This is a genomic window from Microcoleus sp. AT9b-C3, from assembly GCF_036705485.1.
In the GTDB taxonomy this organism is placed as follows: Bacteria; Cyanobacteriota; Cyanobacteriia; order Cyanobacteriales; family Microcoleaceae; genus Microcoleus.
In genome coordinates, this window is record NZ_JAUBUR010000001.1 from 36,640 (window position 1) to 52,596 (window position 15,957).

The following is a 15,957-nucleotide window of genomic DNA, read 5'->3' on the forward strand; positions in this document are numbered from 1 at the left end:
ACTGCAAGCAGCGAGGTATAAAAAATCTTTGTTTCAATCCCCGGCTTTTAAGCTGTGGTTTTTTCTGACCAATGCCTTCTACCTTAACCTTTTACAGGTGTTTAATCCCCTCGGAAAGCGATTCAGGAAACTAGCAGCGCCATCGCCGGCTAGGTTTTTTACTGTTGACGATAACGCCGTCCTTTGCAGGACTACTCTGTGGGCCGTCAACCAGCAGTGCTTAAGTTTTTTCGGCTCTCACCCCCGACTAGGCGTCGGGAGTCGCTGACAGATTCAAAGAACCTCCAGAGAGAGTATGGTTTGGTCGTCTTCCTGAACGGGATTGTCGGCTCGGATGTGAGCCAACAAATTGTCCAAGTTGAAAGAACCAGGTTCCTGAATCAAGAGTTGCCAAAGCCCTTCTTGTTGTAGCATAGAACGGGTTGGTACACCCCCTGCGACCGCTTCAGTGGTCACGCTAGCTTCAGTAATTCCGTCACTCGTCAGCAGAAATACATCTCCTGACTTTAATTCAATCGTACCTGCTTTGCCTCTCCAAACTGGTAGTATCCCCAAGGGAATGCCACGAGCTTTCAGGAAATTCGGCTCGGCTGGCGTTTTACCGCTAGCGGCTTGAGCTTTCACCTCCGAGTGAGACCACACAATCGGGTAAATGTGACCGGCATTAGCAAACGCGAGGTGTCCCGTTGACGGAGTGTAACGAGCTACAACCATTGTAATAAAATGGTTGTTGCCGATCAGGTCGTCAGACATACTGCTATTCATGTTCTGCATAACTTGATCGGGCTCTGGAGAAACTTCTTGGGAAAGTTCCCGCCGCATCACCGAAATCGCGCTCGCCATAAATAGAGCCGCCGGAACTCCCTTACCCGAAACATCTCCCACCGCTATCCAAATATCCCCTTGGGAGTGGACGTAGACTTCAAAAAAGTCGCCACCAACTTCCCGCGCGGGATAGCAGCAAGCTTGCACTCTGACTGTTTCAAAATCCGGCCAACTTTGGCGCAACAAGTTTGTTTGGATTTGGCGAGCCACTTCCAACTCGTTTTGCATCTGCTTGGCTAAATCCAGAGTTCGCTGGTAGAGCTTAGCTTGAGACAGGGCGAGAGCAGCTTGAGCTGCTACACCTTCTATTAACTCTATATCTTCTGCCGACCAAGGGTTAGTACCGCCAATCTGGGACAAAGCCAGTACCGCCAGCAATTCTTGCTGGTAAGTCAGGGGCACAGCAATCTCAACCGAGTTACCATGCCCCCCACTGTTTGAGTTCACTTGAGTTTGGCGGGTGGCTACAGCTTGAACCAGCAAATTTTCATCAAAAGAAAAGCTACTGGCATCGTCGGTTTGGGCTTGGTAGGGGAAGGTACTCGGCAATAGTCGATCGCTCTCTACCGGCCGCAGCATACAATAGTTGGCCTCAAAAGTTTGACCTACGGTTTGAACAATAGTTTGTACCATACTAGAGTAATCTAGCGACCCGCGAATGACGCTCATTACCTCATTGAAAAGAGATTCCTTGCGTAAAGCGCGGCGCAATGCAACGCTGCGCTGCTTGTAGTATTTGTAAGTTTCTGAGGCTTGATTGATCACCAATTTGAGTTCTTCTGGATTCCACGGTTTGGTGATGTATTTGAAAACTTGACCTGAGTTGATGGCCTCAACCAAATCTTCAACATCGGTGTATCCCGTTAGCAGAATCCGAATCGTATCGGGAAATCGCTCGACTGTTTTCCCCAAAAACTCGGTGCCATTCATTTCTGGCATCCGCTGGTCAGATATAATCACAGCCATCTCGCCCTGTTCGTCTAGAACTTCCAGGGCGCTGAGGGCGCTATCTGCTTTGTAAACCTGAAAGTCGCGTCGAAACGTCCGGTACAATAAATCCAAGTTGTCGGGTTCGTCATCGACTACCATCAGTTTCAGCTTGCTTCCATCTCCCCGACTCATCTTTCTTCCCCCTTGAAAACCCCCACCATAGCTGTAATCAGCAAGGTGGCGGGAGGAAAAGGGGGGCTGGATATATGCAACATATCAGTTACGTCAAGTTGAGTTAAAGAAACCCGTTTTACCTCAAGGTGAGCATTCCTTTCGCACCATCTGTTCGCACAACAGATGAGAGGCTTTCGATACTGTAACCCGCCTCGGTAGGCCGCTTCAATAGGGAAAATTCCCGAGTCAGCTTTCACGCTGTGATACGAGCAATCACCTTGTTAGCAGTCGGTACTTTTCTAAACACACCAGCATTCAAAACGGCTAATTAATGCTCTGATTCCAGAGTTCTTAACTAGCTGGGCACTGTCCTCGGTGTGAATTTTAACATTTACTACTAACGCAGGTATTGCTACCTAAGTCTGGTCAACACCGGCTGTATTTCAAGCCCCACTGTACCCGGAGGGTTAGTGGTGGGTTGTTGGCGCTATTCCCTAGATCTTTGCCGAATCGTACTTGATTGCTGCATGCAAGTCTCCCTAATCTCTGAACTTTTTGCAGCAAGCATATTACTACTGCCGAATCAAGTTATTCTTTCTGCCAGTCTGAGCTTAGCAGAACGAGAGCGGGGATTTCTAGCGACTTCTTCGGATTGCGGCCCGATCGGCTTTTTTGTCAGTACCTGCAAACTGGGTGTTCCTCTGAGTTGGTGCTTGACTGGTCGGTCTTCCAGACTGTGAAATGTAATGATTCCGATTCTCCCACCTGGTTTTAACCACCTGGGCGCTTGGTTGAGGAAAGTTTCTAAAGAAGCGAGTTCGGAGTTGACAGCTATCCTTAAAGCTTGGAAAGTACGGGTGGCCGGATGGATTCTGCCGTTGCGCTGCTTGGGGGGGAAGCTGGAGGCGATCGCCCCTGCAAGTTCTGTTGTAGTTTGAAAAGGACGCCCTTGCACAATCCGCCTTGCGATGCGCCGCGACAGCCGCTCCTCGCCGTACTTGTAAATAATATCTGCTAGTTTAACTTCTTCCCAGTGGTTTATAATCTCTTGGGCTGTCAAAGATTGCTGCTGGTTCATACGCATATCTAGTTGAGCTGGGTGGCGAAAACTAAATCCTCGTTCTGGTGTATCGAACTGAGCAGAGCTGACGCCCAAGTCTGCTATGATACCATCAAACTCGGCCTCTGAGGACTGATATTCAGCAAAGTTGCCGTGCCAAAACTCCACGGGCGAGTTGGCAAATCGGGCTTGGCAAAAACGGATGGCTTGTTCGTCGCGGTCGATCGCCACCACTGTAACATCTGGCGCCGCCGCTAAAATCAAACTCGTGTGTCCCCCGCCCCCAAGCGTCGCGTCCAAATAGTGCCCGCCTGCACGCACAGCCAAACCCGCCATTAATTCTTGACCCAAAACTGGAACGTGATAGGTGTCCATACTGACATCTGATCCAGGGGTATGCTTCTCAGAGAGCTCGATATCCTTCATAATCTATAAAGCGAAACAAAAATCAACAATAGTCAGTAATCATTAATTCATTTAATTATGTCAAGAATTGAGACTAGAACCGAACCGATGGTGCTCAACATGGGGCCGCACCACCCATCCATGCACGGGGTACTCCGGCTAATCGTCACCCTAGACGGGGAAGATGTGGTGGACTGCGAGCCAGTTTTGGGCTATCTGCACCGGGGGATGGAAAAAATTGCCGAAAACCGCACCAACGTGATGTACGTGCCCTACGTGAGCCGCTGGGACTACGCTGCGGGGATGTTTAACGAAGCGGTAACAGTCAATGCACCGGAAAAGTTGGCAAATATTGCTGTCCCCAAACGGGCTAGTTATATTCGGGTAATTATGCTGGAGTTGAACCGGATTGCTAACCACTTGATGTGGGTAGGGCCGTTTTTGGCGGACGTGGGGGCGCAAACTCCGTTTTTCTATACTATGCGCGATCGCGAACCAATTCTCGACTTGTGGGAAGCAGCGACCGGTTATCGCATGGTTAATAATAACTATTTCCGCATTGGCGGAGTTGCCGCCGATTTGCCCTACGGTTGGGTAGATAAGTGCCAAGATTTCTGCGATTATTTTGTTCCCAAAATTGACGAATACGAACGTTTAATTACCAACAATCCAATCTTTCGCCGCCGGATTGAAGGGCTGGGTACTATTTCTCGCAACGAAGCGATTAACTGGGGACTTTCCGGCCCCATGTTGCGCGGTTCCGGCGTAAATTGGGATTTGCGGAAAGTTGACCATTACGAATGTTATGACGACTTCGACTGGGAAGTCTGTACCGAAGCTGCTGGCGATTGTTTAGCCCGGTATTTAGTACGGATTCGGGAGATGCGCGAGTCTGTTAAGATTATCTATCAAGCCTTGAAAGGACTCCCCGGCGGCCCTTACGAGAATTTGGAAGCTAAGCGCTTAGAAAGCGGGCCCAAATCAGATTGGAATGGTTTTGACTATCAGTTTATTGGCAAAAAAGTTGCCCCGACTTTTAAGATTCCCAAGGGCGAACATTATGTCCGCGTTGAAAGCGGCAAGGGTGAGTTGGGGATTTATATTATCGGGGATGATAGTGTGTTTCCTTGGCGCTGGAAGATTCGGGCTGCGGATTTTAATAATTTGCAGATTTTGCCTCACATTGTGCGCGGCGTGAAGATTGCGGATTTGGTGGCGATTTTGGGGAGTATCGACATTATTATGGGCTCGGTTGACAGGTAGTTTTGGTCGGTTTTTATCAGAGAATTTAACCCGGTTTTTTTGTGGAAACCGGGTTGAATTTTTTTTAACCGCAGATGAACGCGGATAAACGCGGATGGATATCGATTAATATTGCTATTAACGTCGGTAAAATGTACCTTATTTCTCTCTTCTCTCTTCCTCTGTGCCCTCTGCGCCCTCTGCAGTTAATAAAAAAATCTCTTCTTCACAAATGAAATAACATCAACTTTGATTCGATAAATTATGAAAGCTCAGCAATCAGATATCAATGACAGCAACCCGGAACTCTGTGCTTTAATCGGCGAAAGAATTGCCGCCAGCCCGCAGCGGTGTATTACTTTTGCTGAATATATGAATTTGGCATTATATCATCCGCAGCACGGATATTATAATAGCGATCGCCCGTCGATCGGCAAACAAGGCGATTTTATCACGTCGCCTCATTGGGGTGCTGATTTTGCGGAGGTTTTGGCAGAGCAGTTTGTGGAAATGTGGGAATTTCTCGTTAGCGGAGCCCTCGAAGAGGATCGCCCTTTCAATTTCGCGATCGTAGAAATGGGCGCTGGGCGGGGAACTTTCGCCGAAAATGTGCTGCAATATCTGCAACGGCAACATCCCGACTTATTTAAAACTTTAACATACATAATTGTTGAAATTTCGCCAACACTTCAAGCCGAACAACGCCAAAGATTAAGTGAAATAAAGTGTGTTAAGTGGTGCAATTGGGATGAGATAGTTAATAATTCAATTGTCGGTTGTTTCTTTTCTAACGAGTTAGTGGATGCTTTGCCCGTGCATCAATTCATTCTGGAAGAAGGGCAAGTTAGGGAGATTTACGTTGCCGCAGAAACTCCCAAAAATGAAAAAGAAGAGATAAACTTTATTGAAGTAACTGGCGAAGTTTCCACGCCTAAAATTGCCGAATATTTGGATTTTGTAAGCATCGATTTGTCTGCTAGTGTTTACGGGGATGGTTATCGCAGTGAGGTGAATTTGGCGGCTTTGGACTGGATGAGTACAGTTGCTCAAAAGTTGCAGCGGGGATATTTGTTAACTATTGATTACGGTTATCCGGCGCACCGCTATTACAATCCGAGGCGCCGTGAGGGGACGCTACAGTGTTATTATCTGCACCGATATCACAATAATCCTTATATTAATGTGGGGCGGCAGGATTTAACGGCTCATGTTAATTTTACGGCGCTGGAAAGGCAGGGTGAATTGTGCGGTTTGGATGTGGTAGGGTTTACTCAGCAGGCTTTGTTTTTGATGGCGTTGGGTTTGGGCGATCGTATTGCTTCTCTGTCTACAAATGATGCGGAAGCATTGGATGTGGCAACGTTTTTGCGACGCCGGGAGGCTTTGCATCAATTGATCGATCCGATGGGTTTGGGGGGTTTTGGGGTTTTGGTGCAGTCGAAGGGGTTGAGGGAGGAGGAAAAAGTGCGCTCAATCACAGGTTTCACAGTGCCTTAAGTTAACTAGAATCAGCAACACGCACTCTTTTCCAATTACTTTTGTCATCACTTAAGCGCACTGACTCAGCGGCGGAAATTCCCATTTTCCCGAATATAAAGTAGATGGTAGCTTTAAACAATAGGCAGCAGGAATCACGTCAATTAACCACCAATTAAACATATCTCGTTGAGCCGCAGCAAAACCAGAAATAGCATCTCCGGTAATGGCATCATACAAAATATCCAAGATGGCATTGTAGGCTGTTTTGGTGTTGAGTGTTCGCAGCAAGCCGTAGAAGATATTATAAGCTTCGTCAGTAGCTTGATATTTTCCAATTTGGTTGATATTAGGAAACAACGTATCAGCCCAACTTTCTGGGATTTCACAACTATCCTTCAGCCAACAAGATACAATTGCTTCAACGATATCAGCTTTGTGTTCTTCAGGAAAGTAATGTTTAATGGTCGGTTTAGCTGCTAATGCTATTCCATAAGCCATATAGACGTATCGCTGATGGGATATTGCATCATTAGGCATTCCAAAGGCTGTCATTACTTCTACAAAGGCTTCTTCTACATTGCACTTTCCACCTCGTTCGTATAAATCGTCATATTTTCTGTCCCAAACCGTCTGAAGTGTTTGCTCTAATTGCTCTGGAATAATTGAGTTGCTGGGCAATTTAAAATCGGTGTAGTAGCCTATGTCAAACTCGAACATTGACTTTTCTTCGTTATGTATTTTGATTTTTTAGAGCGAGAGCTATCGCTCCCTCTTAAAATTCTAAGTAGTAGTCAGAATCGGACAATTTATAGAGACGGATATAGTCTCTGCCGTAATTTTGCAATGTCTGGCTCGTGACAGGCTCAAATTGCTGCAATGCACCACTTTGTTCTAACTTACCTTTGATCCAGCGACCTAGAATTTTTAAGTCTTCCTTAGATCTAAAGTTTTTGTGATTATCGCCTTGAGTGCGACAGGGAAAATTTGAACCATCATCAGTATAGGCGGTAAAATCCCCCTGGGGATAAACAGGATTATTTGTTGTTGCTGTATCTACTATAATTTCAACTTCATACCAATCTCTAGGGATAACCTTCCCGGTCGATTTACTTTCTCTTCCTTTTCCGAAAAAAGCATTTAGATTGGATTTTTGCTGAGCATCAACCCTGGATAAAGATATATCCACATAGGGCGTTGCGGGAGTTATGGCAGGTATGGACATTAAGTTACCTCACTTCACTAAAAAGTAAATTTAATTGTAATTGCTGTTGTGAAGCCTCTAATTCTGCGTGTTGTAATCGTTCCTTAATTGACATCATTTGCAACTTTTGATTTAACGTGTATAAATCTACTTTCGGATAATCCCCTTTAAATAGCGGAATCAGAGATTCAACCACGTCAACTATTCCATCTGGGGGAACTGCATTGCCAATTTGTCTTCTTACTTCAGTAATAGAACCTTCAAAAACAAAATCATCGGGAAAGGTTTGCAACCTAGCTCTTTCACGATTTGTCAATGAACGGGGTTCGGGATAATGATATCCCCAAGTACCACCACCACCACCAGCAATAATTGTAGCACAGGGTTTATCTGGATGAATTCGCCGATAAACGTGACTGATCATGCCTTTTACGTAATATGGACTATCCTTGGGAATATCAGTAAAATTCCCTCCGGGGTTAATTAGACTCAAAATTTCAATGGTTCGAGGCTGAATTTTCTGATGTTCCTGATTATATTTCACTTTTTCCACATTTTTGAGTGCTTCACCTGCTGTTCGATAGGGATATTTACGATTTTGTCCGTATTTGGGCTGAGGATGCACAAAGTTAAATTCTGTATCCATCCGAATGCCAACTAATAAAACTCTTTGGCGAAATTGGGGAACTCCGTAATCCGCAAAGTTGTAGAGTTTAGGTTTAACTAAGTAGCCCGGTGCGATACTTTCAAAGTCAGAGATTATTTGTTTTATTGCTTGATAATTATTGGCACTTAATAAACCTTTGACATTTTCTGCTACAAAAGCTTTGGGCTTTTTCTTGTTTACAAAATCGAGAAAGTATGTATATAAATTGCCTCTGGTTCCTTCAAGGCCGGGACGTTTCCAAATCATGGAAAAGTCTTGACAAGGAAACCCTCCTATACATATTTCTGCTTCGGGAACTTGTGCAATATCTATATTTTCTATGCTGTCGTTGACGATGACATCAGCAATGTTTCTGCTGAAAGTTTTGCAGGCGTATTTATTGGAGTCTATCGCCCAAACAACTTCAAATCCGGCTTTGTGGAAGGGTAAGTCCATGCCGCCACAACCTGAAAACAATGATATCAGTTGCGGTTTGGTTTTCCAGGCGATCGGCTTGAGACGTTCGATTAACATATTAGTTCGCATTAGGACAAGGGCGGGCTGGATGCCTGCACCACAAGATACTAATTATACCAAAACATCATGGTATTCGACTCATCAATTGATATTTCACTCTTCGTCATCTAACTCGATCCCGGCTTGACGCAGTTTTTCGGCCAATTTTTCAGCGCGCAGTCGTTCGCGATCGGCCCGCTGGCGTTCTTGTTCTACTCGCTGGCGTTCTTCTTCTACTCTTTCCTCAGACCACAGCAACAACTCGCCTTCAGAATTCCACCACCTCAACCAACAGCCTGTTCTCCCTTCGTGGGTTCCTTCCCAAATACCTAAAAATAGGTTTAATCCCGGTATCCAATAACGTCCGTTTTCATCAGGTTTTTGCAAGTTGTAGTGATCTGATTCTAAAGCGTAAACTTCTAAATGAGCTGTTTTTGCTCGGAATATGACGTATCTGGGAACTTTGATTACTTGCTCGTAAAAATACCACTTTCCCACCCGCGAGGTAAATTCAACGGAGTATTCTTCTCCATAGGTTTCTGAAAGAAACTCCATCACGATTTGGGGGATGGTTCCTTCTGTGTGTGGCGTGTAACTACGGCGGACTTGAGAGACATTTTTGGGATTGACGGGTTTCACGTACATCCAATCGGGTGCTTTGCAGATAATACGCTGTTCGTCACTGGTTGAACCTGGGAAACTTATGCCGGCACACAAGGCAAAGTTGGAAACAATTAAGGCATCCTGCATTAATTCAGGAAATGCTGTTAGCGGCTGGCGCAAAGCGGCGGCTAACAATGGTTGGCTTTCGTCTTCCACGGGGTCGTCTGGTAGTTGAAAATCTTCTGGTAGTAGCGGCCAGGTGATTGTGAGTTTTGTTTCTGGGTTTTTAGTTGCTACAGACATAGTTTATCAGAGGTTAAATGTTTTAATGCTTAAATTATATCTCTTGGTTTTTGGGATTAATGTTAATGGCTTAATGACGAGGCAGAGCCTCTGGATCTGCGTTACCGGGCAGAGCCTGGTAACGACTTAAGCCGGCAGTCCGCCAGGGAATGAATTCCCTGGCTAATAGCTAAAGTCCTCTTAAGAGGACTGAGAAGAAGACGGTTAAAATAATTAGTCCTCTTCAGAGGACTTTAGCTTTGAGGCAGGGAATTCATTCCCTGCCGGACTTAATATGCAGCTATGATCTTCTGCTGTAGTTCGTTTGTCATTGCTAGTAGTTCAGATTGCCCGATCGCACTTTGTTCACCACTCGCCAACCACTTCAATTGTACAGTTTCGTTTTCAGCTTCCGCATCTCCCAAAACTAAACACGCAACTGCACCACTGCGATCGGCTCTTTTAAACTGTTTCCCGAAGGCACTGCCGCTCAAATCTATCTCGACGCTAAACCCCGCACTTCGCAATTTTTGAGCTAACAATACCGATTGCTGTTCTGCTTTTTCGCCCCTGGATACCAAGTAAAAATCCAACTTGGGTGCGGGCAAAGGTTGCAACTTTTGCAGCAGGATAATCAACCTTTCGATACCCATTGCCCAACCGACTGCCGCCGTATCTGGGCCGCCCAATTCCTTTACTAAACCGTCGTAGCGGCCGCCTCCGCAAACTGTTGCTTGCGCTCCCAAATCCTCGGATATAATTTCAAATGCGGTGTAGGTATAGTAATCTAAACCGCGCACTAATCTGGGATTTAACTGATAGCTAATGCCTAAATTTGTGAGCATAAGCTGCACTTGCTCGAAGTGATCTCGCGATTCCTCTCCCAAATATTCTAAAATACTCGGCGCACCAGCTACAATTTCTTGAGTGCGCTGATTTTTGCTGTCCAAAATCCGCAGCGGATTGCGAGTCAAGCGGTCTTGAGAATCGGCGTCTAATTCGTCTTTGTACGGTGTAAAATAATCTATTAATGCTTGCCGATAATTTTGTCTGTCTTCCTTATTTCCGACAGAATTAATATCGAGTCGCAAATTTTTTAAACCGAGGGTTTGCAGGATATCGCAGGCGATCGCAATTACCTCGACATCCGCACGAGGATCGGCAGTTCCCAAAACTTCTACGCCAATTTGGTGAAATTGCCGCATCCGTCCCTGCTGAGGACGTTCGTAGCGAAACATCGGCCCCGCGTACCAAAGACGCTGCAATCCACCTTGAGCTTCTAAACTATTTTGAATAAAAGCTCGCACTACTCCGGCTGTGCCTTCTGGACGCAAAGTAATCGATCGATCGCCCTTATCCTTAAAAGTATACATTTCCTTCCCCACAACATCGGTAGCTTCGCCGATGCCGCGTTCAAATAAAGATGTCTGTTCAAAAATTGGCGTCCGAATTTCTCGATAAGCCGCTTTTTTCAAAATTGTTCTAGCCGCTTCTTCGACATTTTGCCAATATCGAATTTCATCGGGCAAAATATCGCGCGTTCCCGTTAAAGTTTTAATTGCACTCATTTTGTTAGTCAGTAGTTAGTAGGCATTAATCATTAGTTATTAATCATTAGTTATTAGTTAACCGTCAACCGTCAACAGTCAACAGCTAACAATTCCCAATAACTAATGACTTAATAATTCCCAGGCTCCGTAACGATCGCCATAATAAGCCAAAATGCGATCGACCCGCTCGCGACCTGCCAAATCGAACCCTTCAGGATACTGTATCCACAAACCCCCAACTTGGCTGTCGTAGTAATCAAACCGCTGCGACTGCTGCGGAATTAAACCGGTTTGCACCCCTTCAACTTGACGCAAATGGATCGCCACTTCGCGATACACCGCCAGCGGCAATCTAGGGCATTGAATTTGATAGCGGAGTTGTTTTTCTTGTGCCGTTTGCATCATTTCTTTGCCTGTACCCAACCAGAACCCCTACTTAAGATACTTCTTTATCGATCGGCCGCGGTAAAGGGCAGCAGTTAATATTGTCCAAACATACCTTTCCCCACTGCAACGCCCAGCGTACAAGCGTAACTCGATTGTCAGCGCGCGTCTTGTTCAAGATATTGCTAATGTGGTTGTCAACTGTACGCTTGCTAATCTCTAACTTTTCGGCAATTTTCTCATTAGTCAATCCCGCTGCTACTAACTCTACCACTTGCAATTCTCTGTCCGACAGGGTGACAGGGGTTCCAGAGACAATCCCACTCATAAATTTTTCCTATGTCTGCATATTTACCTATCTACAATTCTAAAGGATGAGGGATCGAGTATGAAGAGAAAATTAAATTTGCTGTGCTAATCTTTCGGGCCCGAAGCACCAACTCGCTTGGAGAATCGCCAGGAGTGCAAACCCAGCGCGCACAAGGCAAGACGGGCAGCCACCACTGCTTGTGCGTCGGGTGGCGGATGCTGCCTTTACCTACGCCCATCTGACATCCGGGCCCAACCTGCAGATGTTTGCGCCTAAAACAACTAACTGATACGCCCGCACTATTCTTCAGCCTTAAGGGAGTAACTGCCAGTATCAGTAAGTCTGATATTATAGGAGCAGCCATAAAAAAATAGCTTGCAATTTTTCTGGGATGGGTTAAAAATCATTATTGACCTGTCTACTGCTGGTCTAAAATCTCAAATCTCAAATCTAAAATTTCTATGACTTATCCTCGCGTTCTGTGTCTGGGTGAAGTTTTATTTGATTGTTTAGCAGACAAACCAGGAGTATCTCTCGAAGAGGTAGAATCTTGGACGGCATATCCCGGCGGTGCTCCTGCTAATGTTGCCTGTGCTTTGGTTAAATTGGGGACGGCGGCGGGATTTATCGGTGCTGTAGGTGGGGATGAATTGGGGAATTCCCTAGTGCAGGTATTGCAAGAAGTAGGGGTTGATATCGCTGGAGTGCAGCGACATCCAAGTGCGCCGACGCGACAAGTTTATGTCTTGCGGAATGAAGCAGGCGATCGAAATTTTGCCGGTTTTGGTGAATTTGATACTGCGGATTTTGCCGACACCCGCCTCCTTGCTGCACAACTACCCGAAGTGCTGTTTGAAAATGCCGAATATTTAGTGCTAGGTACTTTAGAATTAGCTTATCCTGAAAGTCGAGAGGCGATCGCCAGAGCGATCGAACTAGCAGAACAGTACGACGTTAAAATTATACTTGACATCAATTGGCGTCCCGTATTTTGGCCAAATCCAGACGAAGCAAAAGCGCGCATTAGAAAAATATTAAAAAAAGTTGATTTTGTCAAGTTATCTGAGGAAGAAGCGGAATGGTTTTTTGACACTACCGACGCAGGAGCTATTACCTACCGCCTCGATTCTGTAGAAGGCGTTTTGGTGACTGCGGGCGAGAAAGGTTGCGCCTATTGTATCTCGGAAAATGAAGGAAAAATCCCCGCCTTTGCAGTAGATGTTGAGGATACAACAGGTGCAGGCGACGCATTTCTGGCTGGTTTGGTGCGGCAGTTGTGCAAGCATGGAATTAAGAATCTAGCCGATCCCGAAATAGCCCAAAAAATTGTAACTTATGCCAGTGCGGTAGGTGCGATGACAGCGATGAAACCTGGGGCAATTAGATCTCAACCAACCGCTGCTGAAGTAGAAGCTTTCTTGTATTTGTACAAAAATTAGGACGGCAAACCTATCAGCAGGGAAACGGAGAGGGCGCTAAATATGGTTCAGAAAGCCGGTTAATCCGAAAAAAAAATAACTTTTATACTACTAAATATAGGTAAAATTAAACTCTCAATAATAGTCGGCGTTTGAAATCGCTACTATACAAACTCTCCTCATAGCTGACAGAAACTAATAAATCAAGGGATATTTAATCCAGATTTGGTATTAAACTGTTGTGCATTAAAATTATATGTTGAGGACGCTCTTTCCTGAGCACCCCACAAGAGTAAAGATTTATTTTACTATGCAATTTAAATGCGGATTAGCCTAGAGGCTTTATTGTGGGCAATTAACCAGGCATCAGATGAATTTTAATTTGGCGCAATATCACCTCTAACGGCTGCGAAGCATCTATGATAATTGCATCTTCCGGTTCTTCGAGACTGTCTAACTGACTTAACAGCAAGTCGGCTTTCATGTAGTGATTTTCGCGATTTGTTAACCTTGTGGCTAATAGCTGAAAAGAAGCTTTTAGATAAACTATCTTCATTCGCTTTGGGTCTTGGTAGAGCATTTGGCGGTAAGATGTTTTTAAAGCAGAACAAGCCAAAACCACATTTTTATTTTCTAACAGCCACCTGTTTATTGTAGCTTGCAATTGTAATAGCCAAGGAAGGCGATCCGCATCTTCTAAAGGAATGCCGCGACTCATTTTCTCGATATTAGCTGATGGGTGAAAATCGTCGGCATCGCTGAAATCCCAGTTGAGAGATTGCGCCAGCAACTTGCCAACAGTAGTTTTGCCTGAACCGGAGACTCCCATCACGATTGTAATCATCACGTTTATTTACCGAATACTTGCAATTTTATCGAGTTGTGCGATCGACAAACCAGGTTTCTTAAGTTGCCCCATGAATCATACAATTATAAACAATTCAACAAACCCAGTCTATTTCTAATTCTAGAACACTTTTATTACCGAGTGGGTCTAAGGAGTTCACAATAATTAACTTGGCTTCTTCCCTAACTTGGAGATGAGAATTTTACTTCTTGTTGCTGATTATCCGATCGTACTTGCAGCTAAAACATCACTGCTAATCGGCTGGTACATCGGGCCTTTGAAGGGTCGAAAGCCTTGCTGGCAATCGGCAGTCATCTTGCACAGCAAGCGGAACTGTAGCGGAGTTGGGGGTTGGTTGAGGCGATCGACTTCTACGCGAATCAATTCTGGATGCTGCGAAATAATTTCAAAAATATCATCCACAAGATAGCGCTGACAATAGCCGACAATCCAGTGATCTTTAGTACACAGAAGCAGACGGGAAGCGCGCGGATTTTTAAATTCGTGGGCTAAATACAAAAATTCGCCCACTTGAAGCCGATTAATCCGTTCAATTGCCGACTTTGAAAGGTATCGCAATCCATCTGCAAAAAAATGGATACAATAACGTCCATTTTCATCAGGTTCGGGACAAGGGAACACCTCAAATCTATCAGTTGCCCGTTTGCCTCCGCTACGCGCCAATAAAGCAATTGGGTCATGTTCGTCTTCAGGGATATTCAACCACTGTACAAATTCCTGGTAGTCAGGGCGCGATCGCGCCATCACTCGATTAGAAAACAAAGAAAAAAGTTTCTGTGAAGTGTAAACATTATTGAAATCCGGGAAAGATGGCAAAGGCAGAAACCCGCACTTAAGTTTCGCCTCTAAAACACCATTTGTATAATTGAACTGGTATTCTTTACCGTTAAATGTCAATCGACCAATTGGAAACCAAGAACCGCTGTCCGGGCTTTGCCAAGCCAAAAATAGTGTTTTCAAAGCAAATCTCCTGTCAATTCAAGCAGTGCACACCTTACACAATGATCGGGTTGCGCCATGCGGCGCACATTACCAGAAAGAATTGGTTGAAAGCCCCAACCATAAGCGGGAGAAGTTAAAATAAGACTATTCATTACTCCAATCCTCGGACTTCCAGGTAGAGGTCGCTGTCAACTGTCAACTGAACGCTATAAGTAGCCTGTCAAACCAATTTTTACGTAAGTCCTGTGAATTTATTCTCCTAGTCTATAGGAAATGGCATCAAAATTTAGTATTTTTGGCTTTCTGCCATTACAACTAAAGCACCCATCAACTGAATAAACATCTTTTTTAACCCATAAGCTAAAGCTGGAATAAGACCACAAATGCGGACAAGAACTTAAATTATGCTTAACAGGGTTGTAGTGAATATAGTTTAAATGCTGTTCAAAATCATCTTCATCGCAGATAGATAGTATGTTCCCAAAAGCGCCGATGCCAAACATCACTTTCTCGACGCTTACGACGCGAAAAGGAGACATTTTGAGCCAAAGTTCCTTGACCGCGCAAAGATTGTGTAAATAAAACTTTTATCCGTCCAAGACGTTTGGGATAGGCAGTATCATTAGGAGGTAATTTCCACAAAAAATGGATATGGTCGGGCAATACAACTGCCCCAACAATTTCAAAAGGTTGTTCTGATTTAATCGCCGCTACAGCGTTGCGGAGTCGCGAGACATTTTCTGACTCTGAAAATAGCGGTGTGCGATTGTAGGTAACAAGCGTTAGGAAGAAAGTTCCACCAGGAAGGTAAAATCGGCGATAGTTTGGCATTAATATCGTCCTCTTACTTTTTTATAGGGCATCTTACACTCATCTCTGCGGGTGCGCAGTGCGCACCTTACATTCATCTCGTAGGGTGCGCATTGCGCACCTTCCAGGGGCCTGCGGGTGCGCAGTGCGCACCTTACATTCATCTCGTAGGGTGCGCATTGCGCACCTTCCAGGGGCCTCCTACATTCATCTCGTAGGGTGCGCACTGGGCACTTTCCAGGGGCCTGCGGGTGCGCAGTGCGCACCTTACATTCATCTCGTAGGGTGCGCATTGCGCACCTTCCAGGGGCC

Annotated in this window: 15 protein-coding genes; 3 read left to right on the forward strand and 12 right to left on the reverse strand. The window is 45.2% G+C overall.

The genetic code is table 11. The features are described from left to right. Window positions 1-273 precede the first annotated feature (273 nt). Together QUB77_RS00120 and rsmH are read right to left on the reverse strand one after the other, a co-directional pair. Entirely contained in the window at window positions 274-1,947 is a 1,674-nt protein-coding gene (locus QUB77_RS00120) for a SpoIIE family protein phosphatase (RefSeq protein ID WP_333169350.1), read from the reverse strand. Window positions 1,948-2,512: 565 nt separating this feature from the next. Beyond that, window positions 2,513-3,364: a 16S rRNA (cytosine(1402)-N(4))-methyltransferase RsmH gene (gene rsmH / locus QUB77_RS00125; protein ID WP_333169353.1), complete on the reverse strand. Its 852-nt coding sequence runs from the start codon at window positions 3,362-3,364 to the stop codon at window positions 2,513-2,515. Window positions 3,365-3,472: 108 nt separating this feature from the next. Here rsmH and QUB77_RS00130 point away from each other — a divergent pair, with 108 nt between their 5' ends. Together QUB77_RS00130 and QUB77_RS00135 are read left to right on the forward strand one after the other, a co-directional pair. Then, window positions 3,473-4,657 (forward strand): NAD(P)H-quinone oxidoreductase subunit H, encoded by a 1,185-nt coding sequence (locus tag QUB77_RS00130; RefSeq protein WP_333169356.1) that lies wholly within the window; start codon window positions 3,473-3,475, stop codon window positions 4,655-4,657. A 243-nt stretch (window positions 4,658-4,900) separates the two neighbouring features. Continuing rightward, window positions 4,901-6,133, forward strand: coding sequence for a class I SAM-dependent methyltransferase (locus QUB77_RS00135; RefSeq protein ID WP_333169359.1), 1,233 nt, complete (start codon window positions 4,901-4,903; stop codon window positions 6,131-6,133). 51 nt (window positions 6,134-6,184) lie between these two features. Here the strand turns inward: QUB77_RS00135 and QUB77_RS00140 are convergent, their stop codons facing one another. The 7 genes from QUB77_RS00140 to QUB77_RS00170 all read right to left on the reverse strand — a co-directional run bounded on the left by QUB77_RS00140 (window position 6,185) and on the right by QUB77_RS00170 (window position 11,625). After that, a complete protein-coding gene (locus tag QUB77_RS00140) occupies window positions 6,185-6,832 on the reverse strand; it encodes a hypothetical protein (protein WP_333169362.1) in 648 nt (215 codons plus the stop codon). Window positions 6,833-6,887: 55 nt separating this feature from the next. After that, window positions 6,888-7,301, reverse strand: coding sequence for a hypothetical protein (locus tag QUB77_RS00145; RefSeq protein WP_333066370.1), 414 nt, complete (start codon window positions 7,299-7,301; stop codon window positions 6,888-6,890). 40 nt (window positions 7,302-7,341) lie between these two features. Then, entirely contained in the window at window positions 7,342-8,496 is a 1,155-nt protein-coding gene (locus tag QUB77_RS00150; RefSeq protein WP_333169365.1) for a DNA cytosine methyltransferase, read from the reverse strand. Window positions 8,497-8,592: 96 nt separating this feature from the next. Continuing rightward, complete coding sequence (locus tag QUB77_RS00155; protein WP_333169367.1) at window positions 8,593-9,384, reverse strand: Uma2 family endonuclease; 792 nt, start codon at window positions 9,382-9,384, stop codon at window positions 8,593-8,595. A 269-nt stretch (window positions 9,385-9,653) separates the two neighbouring features. Beyond that, on the reverse strand, window positions 9,654-10,931 hold the full coding sequence (gene hisS / locus QUB77_RS00160; RefSeq protein WP_333169369.1) for a histidine--tRNA ligase: 1,278 nt from the start codon (window positions 10,929-10,931) through the stop codon (window positions 9,654-9,656). 102 nt (window positions 10,932-11,033) lie between these two features. Continuing rightward, complete coding sequence (locus tag QUB77_RS00165) at window positions 11,034-11,315, reverse strand: hypothetical protein (RefSeq protein WP_333169941.1); 282 nt, start codon at window positions 11,313-11,315, stop codon at window positions 11,034-11,036. Window positions 11,316-11,349: 34 nt separating this feature from the next. Next, the gene (locus QUB77_RS00170) at window positions 11,350-11,625 is read right to left on the reverse strand and encodes a photosynthetic electron transport-dependent transcriptional regulator PedR (RefSeq protein ID WP_006633901.1); all 276 of its coding nucleotides are present in this window, start codon (window positions 11,623-11,625) and stop codon (window positions 11,350-11,352) included. 443 nt (window positions 11,626-12,068) lie between these two features. Between QUB77_RS00170 and QUB77_RS00175 the strand changes: the two genes are divergently transcribed. Next, the gene (locus QUB77_RS00175; RefSeq protein WP_333169371.1) at window positions 12,069-13,046 is read left to right on the forward strand and encodes a carbohydrate kinase; all 978 of its coding nucleotides are present in this window, start codon (window positions 12,069-12,071) and stop codon (window positions 13,044-13,046) included. Between the two features lie 334 nt (window positions 13,047-13,380). On the opposite strand, the gene QUB77_RS00180 is transcribed toward QUB77_RS00175, so the two are convergent. The 3 genes from QUB77_RS00180 to QUB77_RS00190 all read right to left on the reverse strand — a co-directional run bounded on the left by QUB77_RS00180 (window position 13,381) and on the right by QUB77_RS00190 (window position 15,666). Next, a complete protein-coding gene (locus QUB77_RS00180; RefSeq protein ID WP_333169942.1) occupies window positions 13,381-13,869 on the reverse strand; it encodes a gluconokinase in 489 nt (162 codons plus the stop codon). 222 nt (window positions 13,870-14,091) lie between these two features. Beyond that, complete coding sequence (locus tag QUB77_RS00185) at window positions 14,092-14,853, reverse strand: DNA-binding protein (protein WP_333169374.1); 762 nt, start codon at window positions 14,851-14,853, stop codon at window positions 14,092-14,094. A gap of 438 nt (window positions 14,854-15,291) precedes the next feature. Further along, window positions 15,292-15,666 (reverse strand): REP-associated tyrosine transposase, encoded by a 375-nt coding sequence (locus tag QUB77_RS00190; protein ID WP_333169376.1) that lies wholly within the window; start codon window positions 15,664-15,666, stop codon window positions 15,292-15,294. Window positions 15,667-15,957 lie beyond the last annotated feature (291 nt).

Coding starts and splice junctions, on each gene's coding strand:
- QUB77_RS00120 (WP_333169350.1), bottom strand. CDS start 1,947: ATGAGTCGGGGAGATGGAAGCAAGCTGAAACTGATGGTAGTCGATGAC.
- rsmH (WP_333169353.1), bottom strand. CDS start 3,364: ATGGACACCTATCACGTTCCAGTTTTGGGTCAAGAATTAATGGCGGGT.
- QUB77_RS00130 (WP_333169356.1), top strand. CDS start 3,473: ATGTCAAGAATTGAGACTAGAACCGAACCGATGGTGCTCAACATGGGG.
- QUB77_RS00135 (WP_333169359.1), top strand. CDS start 4,901: ATGAAAGCTCAGCAATCAGATATCAATGACAGCAACCCGGAACTCTGT.
- QUB77_RS00140 (WP_333169362.1), bottom strand. CDS start 6,832: ATGTTCGAGTTTGACATAGGCTACTACACCGATTTTAAATTGCCCAGC.
- QUB77_RS00150 (WP_333169365.1), bottom strand. CDS start 8,496: ATGTTAATCGAACGTCTCAAGCCGATCGCCTGGAAAACCAAACCGCAA.
- QUB77_RS00155 (WP_333169367.1), bottom strand. CDS start 9,384: ATGTCTGTAGCAACTAAAAACCCAGAAACAAAACTCACAATCACCTGG.
- hisS (WP_333169369.1), bottom strand. CDS start 10,931: ATGAGTGCAATTAAAACTTTAACGGGAACGCGCGATATTTTGCCCGAT.
- QUB77_RS00165 (WP_333169941.1), bottom strand. CDS start 11,315: ATGCAAACGGCACAAGAAAAACAACTCCGCTATCAAATTCAATGCCCT.
- QUB77_RS00170 (WP_006633901.1), bottom strand. CDS start 11,625: ATGAGTGGGATTGTCTCTGGAACCCCTGTCACCCTGTCGGACAGAGAA.
- QUB77_RS00175 (WP_333169371.1), top strand. CDS start 12,069: ATGACTTATCCTCGCGTTCTGTGTCTGGGTGAAGTTTTATTTGATTGT.
- QUB77_RS00180 (WP_333169942.1), bottom strand. CDS start 13,869: ATGATTACAATCGTGATGGGAGTCTCCGGTTCAGGCAAAACTACTGTT.
- QUB77_RS00190 (WP_333169376.1), bottom strand. CDS start 15,666: ATGCCAAACTATCGCCGATTTTACCTTCCTGGTGGAACTTTCTTCCTA.